Below are 13,928 nucleotides of genomic sequence, written 5' to 3' on the forward strand. Positions count from 1 at the left end.
ATACCATGCGTCGCGCCTTACTGTTCGCCCTCGCCCTATTCAGCCTGCCGGCCCTGGCCAGCGAGCTGAAGCCGTTCTCCGCCAGCTATACCGCCGACTGGAAACAACTGCCGGTCAGCGGCACCGCGGAGCGCAGCCTGAAGGCTCTGGACAACGACCGTTGGCAGCTCAGCTTCGAAGCCTCCATGCTGGTCGCCGGCCTCAGTGAACAGAGTACCTTCCGCCTGGACAATACAGCCCTCCTGCCATTGACCTATCGCTTCGAGCGCAGCGGCCTGGGCAGAGGCAAGAAAATCGAACAGGACTTCGATTGGACCGGCAAGCGAGTGACCGGCAACGACCGCGGCAACCCGGTAAGCTTTCCGCTCAATCGCGGCCTGCAGGACAAGTCGACCTATCAGCTGGCGTTGCAGTATGACGTTGCCGCCGGCAAGAAAAGCATGAGTTACCAGGTGGTCGATGGCGACGAAATCGAGACCTACGATTTCCGCGTCCTCGGCGAAGAAGTCGTGCGCACCAAAGCCGGGCAGGTCGACGCGATCAAGGTCGAGCGCGTGCGTGACCCGACGCAAAGCAGCCGTAAAACCATACTCTGGTTCGCCAAGGACTGGAGCTACCTGCTGGTCCGCCTGCATCAGGTCGAAAAAGACGGCAAGGAATACCAGATCATGCTCAAGGACGGCACGGTCGACGGCAAAGCGGTCGAAGGCCGACGCGACTGACGTTCAGGTAACGAAAAAAAGCCGGGCATTGCCCGGCTTTTTCATGTGCTGGATTGCATCCGGCCACGCCATGCACCAGAGGGCATGAGCAAGCAGACTCTGCGCACCGCTGGCAGTAGACCGCTGGTGCGCGACAGCACTACCACATCAGGTCATCCGGCACCTGGTAGGCGGCGTATGGGTCATCGACGTCTGCGGCTTCGGTCGGGGTGTTGAGCAAGATCACCCGCTGCGGATCACGCTCCTGAATTTTCAGGGCCGCCTCGCGCGGGATCACTTCATAACCGCCGCCGCTGCGCACAATGGCCAGCGAGCCGCTACTGAGTTTGTCGCGCATCAGCTTGTTCACCGACAGGCGCTTGACCTTCTTGTCGTCGACGAAATTGTAGTAATCCTCGGTGGTCAGCTTGGGCAGGCGCGACACTTCGATCAGTTGCTTGATCTGCGCTGCACGGGCCTTCTGCTCGACCTTTTCCTGTTGCTGACGATTGAGTTCCTGATCGCGCGCGGCCTTCTCGGCCATGGCCTGCTGAGCAGCGAGCTTTTGCGACTCATCCTTCTCGACCTGGCCCTTGTGCTGCAGACGCTGCTGCTTCTGTTTTTCCTTGCTAACCTGTTTGGCCTGCTTTTCGTTGACCAGCCCGGCTTTGAGCAGCTGATCGCGTAGTGAGATTGCCATAACGTTCCTATACCCAACGAACCATAAATAAGGACTGCACGCCCCACTGCGCCGACGCTAGCAAGCCGACGGCCTATCCAGTTTTTCCAGCTTCTTGGCTTCGCCCCAGAGCGCATCCAGTTGTTCCAGGTCGCAATCTTCCATGGCCCGCCCTGCTTCGCGCAATGCCTGTTCGATAAAACGGAAGCGCCGCTCGAACTTGCTGTTGGCGGCACGCAGCGCCGACTCCGGATCGACCTTGAGGTGGCGGGCAAGATTGGTGACGACGAACAGCAGATCACCGACCTCTTCGGCAATCGCCTGCGGGTCATTTTCGCTCATGGCCTCGAGCACTTCATCCAGTTCTTCACGCACCTTGTCCACTACCGGCAAGGCCTCGGGCCAGTCGAAACCGACCTGAGCGGCGCGCTTCTGCAATTTGACCGCACGGGTCAGGGCCGGCAAGGCATTGGGCACATCGTCGAGCAACGACAGCTGTTCGGGCGCGGCGGCTTTCTCGGCGCGCTCTTCGGCCTTGAGCTCCTCCCAGCGCTGCTTGACCGCCGCCTCTGCCAGCCTGGAGGTATCGGGGGCGCCATACAGATCGCCATCGACAAACACATGGGGGTGACGGCGAATCAGCTTGCGGGTGATGCCATCGATCACCTCGGCAAACTCGAAACGCCCCTCCTCCCGCGCCAACTGGCTGTAATACACCACCTGGAACAGCAGATCGCCCAACTCGCCCGGCAAATGCTCGAAGTCGCCGCGCTCGATGGCGTCCGCCACTTCGTAGGCCTCTTCGATGGTGTGGGGCACGATGCTCGCGTAGGACTGCTTGAGGTCCCACGGACAGCCATGCTGCGGGTCGCGCAGACGGGCCATCAGGTACAGCAGATCGTCGAGTTGGTACATGAGAATTTCCAATTCAATCGCAGGGGATGCCGCTTCGTCCCGCCTGCGCGACTATAAACAATCGCTCCTGAGCGTCGCGAGCAAAGGCCAGACAAGGCGAAGGCGAGATGAAAAAGCGGAGTTGGCTTTTGCCAATGAGCATTTTTCATCTCCCCTTCAACGCCGTATGGCAGAGCGCAGCAGCTCAGGAGGCCCGGTGGCGACGGGCCTCGATGATATTGGGCAACTGCGAGATGCGCCCAAGCAAACGCCCCAGGGCATCCAAGCCGGGAATCTCGACGGTGAGCGACATCGTTGCAGTGTTGTCTTCCTTGTTCGAGTGGGTGTTGACCGCCAGCACATTGAGCTTCTCGTTGAGCAACACCTGGGTTACGTCGCGCAGCAGGCCGGAACGGTCGTAAGCCCGAATGACCACATCCACCGGGTAAGTCTGTACCGGTACAGGCCCCCAGTTGACCTGAATGATCCGCTCCGGCTCGCGCCCACCCAGTTGCAGCACCGAGGCGCAATCCTGACGATGGATACTGACCCCGCGACCGAGGGTGATGTAGCCGACGATCGGGTCGCCTGGCAACGGCTTGCAACACCCGGCCATCTGCGTCAGCAGGTTGCCGACCCCCTGGATCTGGATGTCGCCGCGCTTGCCCGGCTTGAAGCCGGTGGCCTTGCGCGGGATCAGCTCGAGCTGCTCGTTGCCGCGCTCCGGCTCGACCAACTGCTGCGCCAGGTTGACCAGATGGGCCAGACGCAGGTCGCCGGCGCCGAGGCTGGCGAACAGGTCTTCGGCATTCTTCAGGTTGGCCTTCTCGGCCAGCTTCTCGAAATCCACATGCGGAAGCGCCAGGCGCGCCAGCTCGCGCTCGAGCATCGCCTTGCCGGCGGCGACATTCTGGTCGCGATCCTGCAACTTGAACCAGTGGACAATCTTTGCCCGTGCCCGCGAGGTGGTGACATAACCCAGGTTGGAGTTCAGCCAGTCGCGACTTGGGGTGCCGTGCTTGCTGGTGATGATTTCCACCTGCTCACCGGTTTGCAGGCTGTAGCTGAGCGGCACGATACGCCCATTGACCTTCGCGCCACGGCAGTTGTGGCCGATCTCGGTGTGCACCCGGTAGGCGAAATCCAGCGGCGTGGAATCTTTGGGCAGGTCGATGGCATGACCATCCGGGGTGAACACATAGACCCGATCCGGTTCGATATCGACGCGCAACTGATCGGCCAGCCCACCGATATCGCCCAGTTCCTCGTGCCATTCGAGCACCTGACGCAGCCAGGAAATCTTCTCTTCGTAATGGTTGGAGCCGGACTTGACGTCGGTGCCCTTATAGCGCCAGTGCGCACAGACCCCCAGCTCGGCCTCCTCGTGCATGGCGTGGGTGCGGATCTGCACTTCCAGCACTTTGCCTTCCGGGCCGAGCACCGCAGTGTGCAGCGAGCGGTAGCCGTTTTCCTTGGGGTTGGCGATGTAGTCGTCGAATTCCTTGGGGATGTGCCGCCAGAGGGTGTGCACGATACCCAGGGCCGTATAGCAATCGCGCATCTCCGGCACCAGCACGCGGACCGCGCGCACGTCATAGATCTGGCTGAATTGCAGGCCCTTTTTCTGCATTTTTCGCCAGATCGAATAGATATGCTTGGCCCGCCCGCTGATGTCGGCCTTGACCCCGGTGGCCTCCAGTTCCACACGCAGATGGCTCATCACATCGTTGATGTATTGCTCGCGATCCAGCCGACGCTCGTGCAGCAGCTTGGCGATCTGCTTGTACTGCTCAGGCTCAAGGTAGCGGAAGGACAGGTCTTCCAGCTCCCACTTGATATGGCCGATGCCCAGGCGATGCGCCAGCGGTGCATAGATGTCGAAGACTTCGCGCGCCACCCGCTGACGCTTTTCGTCATCGGCATGCTTGACCGCACGAATCGCACAGGTGCGTTCGGCCAGCTTGATCAGCGCCACGCGCACGTCATCGACCATGGCCACCAGCATCTTGCGCAGGTTTTCCACCTGAGCCTGGGAGCCGAGTACCAGGGAGTCGCGCGGATTGAGGCTGGCACTGATCGCCGCCATGCGCAGCACGCCATCGACCAGCTTGGTCACCACAGGGCCGAAGCGCTGCTCCACCGCGGCCAGGGTTACCTTGCCCTCGCGTACGCCACGGTAGATGACGGCGGCAATCAGGGAGTCCTGATCGAGCTTGAGATCGGCAAGAATCTCTGCAATCTCGAGGCCGGCGCGGAAGCTGGAAGCCCCCTCCGACCACAGATTCTGTGCCGCATTGGCCTGCTGCTCGGCCTCGCGGGCGAACTCGCAGGCGTCGAGCAAGGCATCGTGCTCCAGCGCCGGGTCGACGCTGAGCACATGGGCCAACCAGGCCTCTAGGTTGATGCTGCCGTCATCGTTGACCGGCTGGTGCGCTCTAACCTGAACCATCTTGTTTACCTTCCCTAAGGTGCGCGCCATGCACACCGAACAGTCGCCGGACTTCTTCGACCCGGTCGGTTTAACCACTTAAGGCACACTCCTTGTGCGCCCCTGCACAGCATAGATAAGGGTTGATGGCGGCAAAGCCAAGCGGCCTTCATCCCTAGCTATGCGCTTTCACTCTACGGCCTGACGAACAAGGCCATCGCCTCTACATGCGCCGTTTGCGGAAACATATCGAGGATGCCGGCCTTTTCCAGCCGGTAACCTTGCGCCAGCAACTCGGCCGTGTCACGCGCCAAGGTGGTCGGGTTGCACGAGACATAGACCAGACGCTTGGCGCCGAGACTGCCGATCTGCCTGACCACCTGCAACGCACCGTCTCGCGGCGGGTCGAGCAACACGGCGGCAAAACCGCCTTGCGCCCAACCACTCTCGGCCAGCGGATTCGACAGGTCGGCCTGAAAGAAGTGTAGGTTGTCGATGCCATTGCTCTCCGCATTCTGCGCCGCCCGCTCGACCATCGCCTGCACCCCTTCCACCGCCACCACCTCACGCGCCTGGCGCGCCAGCGGCAAGGCGAAATTACCCAGTCCACAGAACAGATCCAAGACCCGTTCATCCGCCTGCGGCGCCAGCCAGTCCAGCGCCTGGGCGACCATCGCTTCGTTCACCGGCGCATTGACCTGGACAAAATCGCCGGGCCGATAGGCCAGCTGCAGGTCCCAGCGCGACAGGTGGTAACCCAGGCTCTGCTCTGGTTCGAACGGCTGCGGTGCACCGACGCCATGCAGCCAGAGCTGCCCGTCATGGGCCACGCAGAATGCCTGCAAGCGAGCCAGATCGGCCTCGCCCAAGGCGCAGGTATGACGCACCAATACAGCGCTGGCGCTGCCATAAAACAACTCGACGTGACCAATGGCCTGGGGGTTTTCCAGCGCCTGCAAGACCGCTGGCAACGCGCGCAGGATTGGCTGCAAAGGCTGCACCAGAACGGGACAATCGGCGATGGCGACGATGTCCTGGCTGGCCGCGGCGCGAAAGCCGACGTCCAGCCGTTTGTGTTTGACGTCCCAGCGCACGGCAATGCGCGCCCGGCGACGGTAGCCGAACTCCGGCCCGACCAATGGTGGTGCCCACTCATCCGGTTGCAAGTCAGCCAAGCGGCTGAACTGATCGCTGAGCATGCGCTGTTTCAGGGCCAGCTGGTCGGCATGGCTCATGTGCTGGACGCTGCAACCGCCGCAGGTGCGCGCATGGGCACAAGGCTCCAGCCGCCGCTCGGGGCTGGCGCTGAAAATTCGCTCGCTGCGTGCATCGACCACCTGACTGCGCGCGCCCAGAACCCGGGCTTCGACCTGCTCGCCGGGCAGCGCGCCACTGACGAACCAGGTGCGCCCCTCGACAAAAGCAATACCGCGACCATCGTTGGCCAGCCGCTCGATGCTGAGCTTCTGCTTCTTGCCGACCGGTATCTGCGCCGCGCGTACACCGCCGCTGGGCTGGAAGCGCAAACCGCTGGTTTTCTTGGCCATCAGAGCTCCGGCGTGTCGTACACGCCCGTCGACAGGTAGCGGTCGCCGCGATCGCAGATGATCGCCACCATCACCGCATTCTCCACTTCAGCTGACAGGTGCAGCATCGCCGCCACCGCCCCGCCGGAGGACACCCCACAGAAGATGCCTTCTTCACGCGCCAGGCGGCGCATCACATCCTCGGCTTCGCGCTGGGCCATGTCGACAATCCGGTCAACGCGGCTGGCCTGGTAGATCCTCGGCAGATACTCCTCGGGCCAGCGGCGAATACCGGGAATGGTCGCGCCTTCCATCGGCTGCAAGCCGACGATCTGCACCTGCGGATTCTGCTCCTTGAGGTAGCGCGAGACGCCCATGATAGTTCCGGTGGTGCCCATGGAACTGATGAAGTGGGTGATCTGGCCCTGGGTCTGGCGCCAGATTTCCGGGCCGGTGCCCAGGTAGTGGGCCTCGGGGTTATCGCCATTGGCGAACTGATCGAGCACCTTTCCGCGCCCCCCTCGCTCCAGACTGTCGGCCAGATCGCGGGCCCCTTCCATGCCCTCCTCGCGCGACACCAGCACCAACTCGGCACCGTAGGCGGTCATCGCCGCCTTGCGCTCGGCGGTGGAGTTGTCCGGCATGATCAGGATCATCTTGTAACCCTTGATCGCCGCGGCCATCGCCAGGGCAATACCGGTGTTGCCGGAAGTGGCCTCGATCAGGGTATCGCCGGGGTGAATGTCGCCGCGCAACTCGGCACGGGTAATCATCGACAGTGCCGGCCGGTCCTTCACCGAGCCAGCCGGATTGTTACCTTCCAGCTTCACCAGCAAGGTATTGGAGGTATTGCCGGGCAGGCGCTGCAAACGCACCAGCGGAGTGTTGCCGACGCAATCGGCGATAGTAGGGTATTGCAAAGTCATGGCGTCGATCAGGTCCAGATGGCTGGAAGGGTCCCTATGATAGCGGCAAACGGGCAGCGGCCATAACCGGCGATGGTCCGCCTTGTTGCAGCATGCTGCCAGGGCGACGCCACTCTTGTTCAGCCAAGACCAGCCGTTACACTGCCAGCTTGAGTTCAGCCGACAGGCAACGAGGAAGGAAGTCCGTGTTCAAGGATCTAGGCATAAAAGGCCGTGTGCTCATGCTCACTCTGCTGCCCACCAGCCTGTTGGCGCTGGTGCTCGGTGGCTACTTCACCTGGGCGCAACTGTCTGACTTGCAGGCGCAACTGCTGCAACGCGGACAGATGATCGCCGAACAGCTGGCGCCGCTGGCCGCGCCTGCTCTGGAGCGTCATGACGCAGCGCTGCTGCAACGTATTGCCACGCAGACGCTCGAGCAGCCGGACGTAAGAGCCGTGAGCTTCCTCGGTGCCGAGCGCGAGCGCCTGGCCCATGCCGGCCCAGGCATGCTCGACCAGCCACCCGCCGATGATCCGAGCCAGGGGGGACGCCGCAGCAGCCAGGATGCCACGCGCTTTCTCCTCCCGGTGCTGGCACAACAGTTGAGCCTCACGGGCGAGCCGCTGACGCAGCCCGACAGCAACCTGCTCGGCTGGGTCGAACTCGAGCTGTCACACCAGGGCACCCTGCTCAAGGGTTACCGCAGCCTGCTAGCCAGCCTGCTGCTGATTGGCACCGGCCTGATCGTCACCGCCCTGCTCGCCCTGCGAATGAGCCGCAGCATCAACGACCCCCTGCGGCAGATCAAATACAGCGTCGCGCAACTCAAGGATGGTCACCTGCACACCCGCCTGCCATCGCTCGGCAGCCATGAACTTGACGAACTGGCCTCGGGCATCAATCGCATGGCCGAATCCCTGCTCAACGCCCAGGAAGAGTTGCAACACAGCGTTGACCAGGCCACTGAAGACGTACGCCAGAACCTGGAGACCATCGAGATCCAGAATATCGAACTGGACTTCGCCCGCCGGGAAGCCCTGGAGGCCAGCCGGATCAAATCCGAATTCCTCGCCAACATGAGCCACGAAATCCGCACCCCGCTCAACGGCATTCTCGGCTTCACCAACCTGCTGCAGAAAAGCGAACTGACTCCACGCCAGCAGGATTACCTGGGCACCATCGAGAAATCCGCCGACAGCCTGCTCGGGATCATCAACGAGGTCCTCGACTTCTCCAAGATCGAAGCCGGCAAGCTGATCCTGGAAAGCATTCCCTTCAACCTGCGCGACCTGCTGCAGGACACCCTGACCATCCTCGCCCCGGTTGCCCATGAAAAACGCCTGGAGCTGCTCAGCCTGGTTTACCGCGACACGCCGCTGACCCTGCTGGGCGATCCGTTGCGGCTCAAGCAGATCCTGACCAACCTGGTCAGTAACGCGATCAAGTTCACCCGTGAAGGCAGCATCGTCATGCGCGCCATGCTCGAAGATGAGAGCGACGACCGCGCCCAACTGCGCATCAGCGTGCGCGATACCGGTATCGGCCTGTCCAGCGAAGACCTGCGCGCACTGTTTCAGGCCTTCAGCCAGGCCGACAACTCACTGTCGCGCCAGGCTGGCGGCACCGGCCTGGGCCTGGTGATTTCCAAGCGTCTGATCGAGCAAATGGGCGGCGAGATCGGTGTCGATAGCACGCCTGGCGAGGGTTCGGAGTTCTGGATCAGCCTGAGCCTGCCGAAAGCCCGGGATGACGCCGAAGATCTGCCCCGCGCCCCGCTGCTCGGACGCCGCGCGGCCATCCTGGAAAGTCATGAGCTGTCACGCCAGGCCTTGCAACATCAACTGGAAGACTGCGGCCTGCTGGTCAGCGCCTTCGACAATCTCGACAACCTGCTTGAAGCTGTCGCCAGCGCGCACCACAGCGGCCAACCGATGAATATCGCCGTCCTCGGCGTCAGCACCCAGCACCTGCCGCCGGAGCGCCTGGGCCAGCGCATCTGGGATCTCGAGCGCCTCGCCTGCAAGACCGTGGTGCTCTGCCCGACCACCGAACAGGCGCTCTATCACGAAGTCCTGCCCGACGCGCACAGCCAACTGCAGGCCAAGCCGGCCTGCACACGCAAGCTGCAACGCGCGTTGGCCGAACTGGTCAGCCCACGGCAAGCGCGTACGGAGGCCACTACTCTGGCCCCGAGCCGGCCACCGCGAGTGCTCTGCGTCGATGACAACCCGGCCAATCTGCTGCTGGTGCAAACCCTGCTGGACGACATGGGCGCTCTGGTCAGCACAGCCAGCAGCGGCTACGAAGCCCTGGAAAAGGCCCAGCAGGAAAGCTTCGACCTGATTCTCATGGACGTGCAGATGCCCGGCATGGACGGCCGCCAAACCACCGAAGCGATTCGCCAGCATGAGAGCGAACACGACCAGCCTCCCACGCCGATAGTCGCCCTGACTGCCCACGCCCTGGCCAACGAAAAACGCGCCCTGCTGCAAAGCGGCCTGGATGACTACCTGACCAAGCCCATCAGCGAACGGCAACTGGCCCAGGTGGTGCTCAAATGGACCGGCCTGGCGCTGCGCAACCAAGGCCCCGAGCAAACCAGCGACAGCGCCAATGCAGGCCGTAGCCTGCGTGTACTGGACTCCGAAGAAGGCCTGCGCCTGGCAGCCGGCAAAGCCGACCTGGCCGCCGACATGCTGAGCATGCTGCTGGCCGGCCTGCCCGCCGATCGTCTGGCCATCCAACAGGCCCGCGAGACGGGTGAGCGCAATGCCCTGATCGAACGCGTGCACCGCCTGCACGGCGCTACCCGCTACTGCGGTGTGCCGCAACTGCGTGCCGCCTGTCAGCGCAGCGAAACCCTGCTGAAACAGAACGACCCCGCTGCGCCCGGCGCGCTGGACCTGCTCGATGCCGCGATCGAACGGCTGGCCAAAGAGCTACAGATCAGTGCCTAGCAGCCTGATCGGTAAAGCCGTTGATCCATGGACTCAAGCCTGTCCGAAGCCCTGCCGGCAGGCTTGCGGCATTTTCGACAGCCATGCGCCCCGCGGCGAATGCGGTCCGCCGGGCTAACAGGGTGTGCTGTCACGGTGCAGGACAAACCGAGGCGCAGCCCGCCCACGGACAAGGCTTGAGCCGGCGAATTTGATCTAATCAACTGACCGTACAGGCCACCAGGAGGCAGCATGCAAATCCTCTTTTTCAGTAGCAAGCCCTATGACAGCGAGAGCTTTAATGCCGCTGGCGCGCCCGCTGACTATCAATTGCATTTCCAGCAGGCGCGCCTGACCATCGACAGCGTTGCCCTGGCTGCGGGCCATGATGTGGTCTGCGCCTTTATCAATGATGAACTCTCGGCGCCGGTGCTGGAGCGCCTGGCCGCCGGCGGCACACGCCTGATTGCCCTGCGCTCGGCGGGCTACAACCATGTCGACCTCAAGGCAGCGCAGCGGCTTGGCCTCTGCGTGGTCCGGGTGCCCGCCTATTCACCGCACGCGGTGGCCGAGCATGCGGTGGCGTTGATCCTGGCACTCAACCGGCGCATTCACCGCGCCTTCAACCGCACCCGCGAAGGCGATTTTTCCCTGCACGGCCTGACCGGCTTCGACCTGCATGGCAAGAACGTTGGCATCATCGGCGGCGGCAAGATCGGGATGGTCTTCGCACGGATCATGGCCGGCTTTGGTTGCCGCCTGCAGGTGTTCGACCCGACTCCCGTAGCGGGCCTGGGAGCACTGGGCGGCAACCAGGTCTCACTGGCGCAACTGTTAGCCGATAGCGACATCATCAGCCTGCATTGCCCGTTGACGGAGAGCAGCCACCACCTGATCAACGCCCAGAGCCTGCACCAGATGAAACCCGGGACCATGCTGATCAACACCGGACGCGGCGCCCTGATCGATACCCCGGCGCTGATTGGCGCGTTGAAAAGCGGCCAGCTCGGCTACCTGGGCCTGGATGTTTACGAGGAAGAAGCCGAGCTGTTTTTCGAGGACTGTTCCGACCTGCCACTGCAGGACGACGTATTGGCACGCCTGCTGAGCTTCCCCAACGTCATCATCACCGCCCACCAGGCCTTCCTCACCCAGGAAGCGCTGGCAGCCATCGCCCGCACCACCCTCGACAACATCGCCGCCTGGGCCGCCGGCACACCGAGCAATCAGGTGCAGGCCGGCGCGTGATAGCATTTGCGCTGACTTGGAGGAACCATGGCCGAACACGACTTTCGCTACACCCTGCTCAACCCCGAACACACCCTGATTGAATGCCGCGCACTGGCACCGGGCCGCTACCAGGTCACCGGCAACGGCGGCTCGATGCGCAGCGGCGACAGCCTGCTGGTCACCCTCAAAGGCAGTCGCGAGCTGAGCATGCGCTTAGAGGTCGAAAAGGTACGCCACCTGATCAACCCAGCCGGGCAATGGGTTGCAGTCGCCAAAGGCCCGGTCTTTGGCGAATTGGCGATCTTCAATTGGCAGGTCAACTGCGACGGCTGTGCTGCCCAGCTCGACTTCGAGTTCGCCGTCGATGCCGCGCTGGGCAAGAAAGCCCAGGCGCCAGCAGCCGAAGCACGGATCCAGCAACTGGGCTGGAGCAGCCAGAAAGGCCACCACCTGTGCCCGCAATGCCGGCAGGAAGCGCCATGACACGTGCCCTCGCCGCCAGCCTGCTCAGCGCCAGCCTGCTCGGCTGCGCCAGTGCCCCGCTGCAACTCGAGACCGAACGCAGCTACCAAGTGGAATGGATTGGCGAACACCCGCTGATCGACCGCAGCCACCTGACCATCACATTCGGCGAGGACGGTCGTGCCTACGGTAACGCCGGCTGCAATCACTGGTTCGCCCGGTACAAGCTGGCCGGCCAACAACTCGCCTTCGACGCCGCCGGTAGCACCCGAAAAATCTGCGCCCCGGCGCTGATGGAGCAAGAAGCACGCTTCCTCGACAGCCTGGGCAAGGTGCGGCGCTGGGATGTCTCGCCGATCGAGCAGCTGCGCCTGTGGCCCGCAGAAGGCAAGCCGCTGCGCCTGTGGCCGGAACAAGGCTGATCTTCAAGCTGGGGGCAAACCGAACGCCTTGCGGAGACGCCTCCGCGGGGCCGGTTACCGCGTAAACAACTCCAACTGTTCATGGCGCCCACGCAAGTCGTGCAGGCGCACACCAACACCCAATAAACGCACCGGTTTGTTGCCGCGAGCGAAAGCCGCGCTCAGCAGCAGCCGGTAACTATCCAGATCCCAGCGTGCACCGGCCTGCTCCAGGGTGGTCTGGGTGAAGTCATGGAACTTGATCTTGACGAAGGGTTTGTCCGGCCGATAACTCGCATCCAGCCGCGCCATGCGCCTCGCCAACTCGTCGAGCAGCTGCGGCAGCTGCCCCAGACAGGCCGGCAGATCCGGCAGATCCTGATCGTAGGTGGTTTCCACGCTGACCGTTTGCCGGCGGCTGTCGGTCTGCACCGCACGCTCGTCAATGCCGCGAGCCAGCCCCCAGAGACGCTCGCCGAAACTACCAAACTCTTTCACCAGGCCCAGCTTGTTCCACTCACGCAGATCCGCGCAGGTACGGATACCGCGCCGCGCCAGCTTGTCGGCGGTCACCTTTCCGACCCCGTGCAGCTTACTCACCGGCAAGACAGCAACAAACGCCTCGACCTGATCCGGGGTGATCACGAACAAGCCGTTGGGCTTCTTCCAGTCGCTGGCGATCTTGGCCAGAAACTTGTTCGGCGCCACGCCCGCGGAGACGGTGATGTGCAGCTCCTGCGAGACCCTCCGGCGAATGTCCTGGGCAATTCGCGTGGCACTGCCGGCAAAGTGCGGGCTGTCCGAGACATCCAGATAGGCTTCATCCAGCGACAGCGGCTCGATCAGCTCGGTGTACTCACGGAAGATCGCCTGGATTTCGCGCGAAACCATCTTATAGGCATCCATCCGCGGCTTGACGATCAGCAAGTCCGGGCACAGTTTCAACGCATGCATGGAGGCCATCGCCGAGCGCACTCCATAGGCGCGGGCCTCGTAATTGCAGGTAGCGATCACCCCACGGCGATCTGCGGCGCCCCCCACCGCCAACGGCTTACCGGCCAGGCTCGGGTCGTCACGCATCTCGATAGCGGCATAGAAGCAGTCGCAGTCAACGTGGATGATTTTTCTCGCGCTCATGATTCGCAGTCGTTAATTCAGCAACCCGCTACTCGGCCGCAGAGGCCGCTGGCGCCGGCTCGACGGCGCCAGCCTCGGGCTCAGGCTTGTCCATATATGCCTGAATCACCAGGATGACGATCAGCATGAAGGCCGCCAAGGGCAACAGCTTCATCTTCTTCGGCACTGCGGCGCCACAGGCCGGACAAGTCGTTGCCTGGTTCGGTAGCGGCGCACCGCAAGCTTTGCATTCAAGTCCCATCATCATCCTCCAACTGAATAACCGCCGACTCTAGCCCAACAGCGGGTTGATGGGCTACGCCAGTGATCACCGGCCGGCACATGACCGCACCTATCAGACCCGCCCAGACATACAGCACGCCCAGCCTTATTCCTCCTCAAGCCCCGGCCTGCCAGGCCAGACGCCTGGCTGAAGCCCCCGGAACAACGCTAAGCATTTGAACAAACAACAGTTTTTCCAAGACAAGAGTTGACAGGCGGGTTTTTGACGATAGAATTGGCGCCGCGGGATGGAGCAGTCTGGTAGCTCGTCGGGCTCATAACCCGAAGGTCGTAGGTTCAAATCCTGCTCCCGCAACCAGATACTCAAGAAAGGCCACTCAATCGAGTGGCCTTTTTTGTTTGTG

General features: G+C 62.7%; 12 protein-coding genes and 1 tRNA gene. 6 read left to right on the top strand and 7 right to left on the bottom strand.

Annotated elements, in window-relative coordinates; genetic code table 11:
- The first annotated feature begins 5 nt into the window (after positions 1-5).
- Positions 6-722: a DUF3108 domain-containing protein gene (locus LJY18_RS11045; protein WP_238041833.1), complete on the top strand. Its 717-nt coding sequence runs from the start codon at positions 6-8 to the stop codon at positions 720-722.
- 139 nt (positions 723-861) lie between these two features.
- On the opposite strand, the gene LJY18_RS11050 is transcribed toward LJY18_RS11045, so the two are convergent.
- From LJY18_RS11050 to cysM, 5 genes are all read right to left on the bottom strand, one after another.
- Positions 862-1,401: a DUF2058 domain-containing protein gene (locus LJY18_RS11050; RefSeq protein WP_238041834.1), complete on the bottom strand. Its 540-nt coding sequence runs from the start codon at positions 1,399-1,401 to the stop codon at positions 862-864.
- A 57-nt stretch (positions 1,402-1,458) separates the two neighbouring features.
- The gene (mazG, locus tag LJY18_RS11055; RefSeq protein WP_238041835.1) at positions 1,459-2,295 is read right to left on the bottom strand and encodes a nucleoside triphosphate pyrophosphohydrolase; all 837 of its coding nucleotides are present in this window, start codon (positions 2,293-2,295) and stop codon (positions 1,459-1,461) included.
- A gap of 184 nt (positions 2,296-2,479) precedes the next feature.
- A complete protein-coding gene (gene relA / locus LJY18_RS11060; protein WP_238041836.1) occupies positions 2,480-4,723 on the bottom strand; it encodes a GTP diphosphokinase in 2,244 nt (747 codons plus the stop codon).
- A 173-nt stretch (positions 4,724-4,896) separates the two neighbouring features.
- Positions 4,897-6,249, bottom strand: coding sequence for a 23S rRNA (uracil(1939)-C(5))-methyltransferase RlmD (rlmD, locus tag LJY18_RS11065; protein ID WP_238041837.1), 1,353 nt, complete (start codon positions 6,247-6,249; stop codon positions 4,897-4,899).
- Positions 6,249-7,154 (bottom strand): cysteine synthase CysM, encoded by a 906-nt coding sequence (cysM, locus tag LJY18_RS11070; protein WP_238041838.1) that lies wholly within the window; start codon positions 7,152-7,154, stop codon positions 6,249-6,251. Before cysM ends, rlmD begins: the two co-directional genes overlap by 1 nt.
- A gap of 185 nt (positions 7,155-7,339) precedes the next feature.
- On the opposite strand from cysM, the gene LJY18_RS11075 reads away from it, so the two are divergent.
- The 4 genes from LJY18_RS11075 to LJY18_RS11090 all read left to right on the top strand — a co-directional run bounded on the left by LJY18_RS11075 (position 7,340) and on the right by LJY18_RS11090 (position 12,186).
- Positions 7,340-10,093 (top strand): response regulator, encoded by a 2,754-nt coding sequence (locus LJY18_RS11075; protein WP_238041839.1) that lies wholly within the window; start codon positions 7,340-7,342, stop codon positions 10,091-10,093.
- Between the two features lie 231 nt (positions 10,094-10,324).
- Complete coding sequence (locus LJY18_RS11080) at positions 10,325-11,320, top strand: 2-hydroxyacid dehydrogenase (RefSeq protein ID WP_238041840.1); 996 nt, start codon at positions 10,325-10,327, stop codon at positions 11,318-11,320.
- Between the two features lie 27 nt (positions 11,321-11,347).
- The gene (locus tag LJY18_RS11085; RefSeq protein ID WP_238041841.1) at positions 11,348-11,785 is read left to right on the top strand and encodes a hypothetical protein; all 438 of its coding nucleotides are present in this window, start codon (positions 11,348-11,350) and stop codon (positions 11,783-11,785) included.
- On the top strand, positions 11,782-12,186 hold the full coding sequence (locus LJY18_RS11090) for an META domain-containing protein (protein ID WP_238041842.1): 405 nt from the start codon (positions 11,782-11,784) through the stop codon (positions 12,184-12,186). The genes LJY18_RS11085 and LJY18_RS11090 overlap by 4 nt, the downstream gene beginning before the upstream one ends.
- Before the next feature lie 54 nt (positions 12,187-12,240).
- Here the strand turns inward: LJY18_RS11090 and dinB are convergent, their stop codons facing one another.
- Together dinB and LJY18_RS11100 are read right to left on the bottom strand one after the other, a co-directional pair.
- Positions 12,241-13,302, bottom strand: coding sequence for a DNA polymerase IV (gene dinB, locus LJY18_RS11095; protein WP_238041843.1), 1,062 nt, complete (start codon positions 13,300-13,302; stop codon positions 12,241-12,243).
- 28 nt (positions 13,303-13,330) lie between these two features.
- Positions 13,331-13,543, bottom strand: a complete 213-nt coding sequence (locus LJY18_RS11100) for a zinc ribbon domain-containing protein (protein WP_238041844.1) — start codon at positions 13,541-13,543, stop codon at positions 13,331-13,333.
- Between the two features lie 262 nt (positions 13,544-13,805).
- Here LJY18_RS11100 and LJY18_RS11105 point away from each other — a divergent pair.
- Positions 13,806-13,882, top strand: a tRNA-Met gene (locus LJY18_RS11105).
- Positions 13,883-13,928 lie beyond the last annotated feature (46 nt).

This window comes from Pseudomonas sp. MMS21 TM103 (genome assembly GCF_022132145.1).
Taxonomy (GTDB): Bacteria; Pseudomonadota; Gammaproteobacteria; order Pseudomonadales; family Pseudomonadaceae; genus Aquipseudomonas.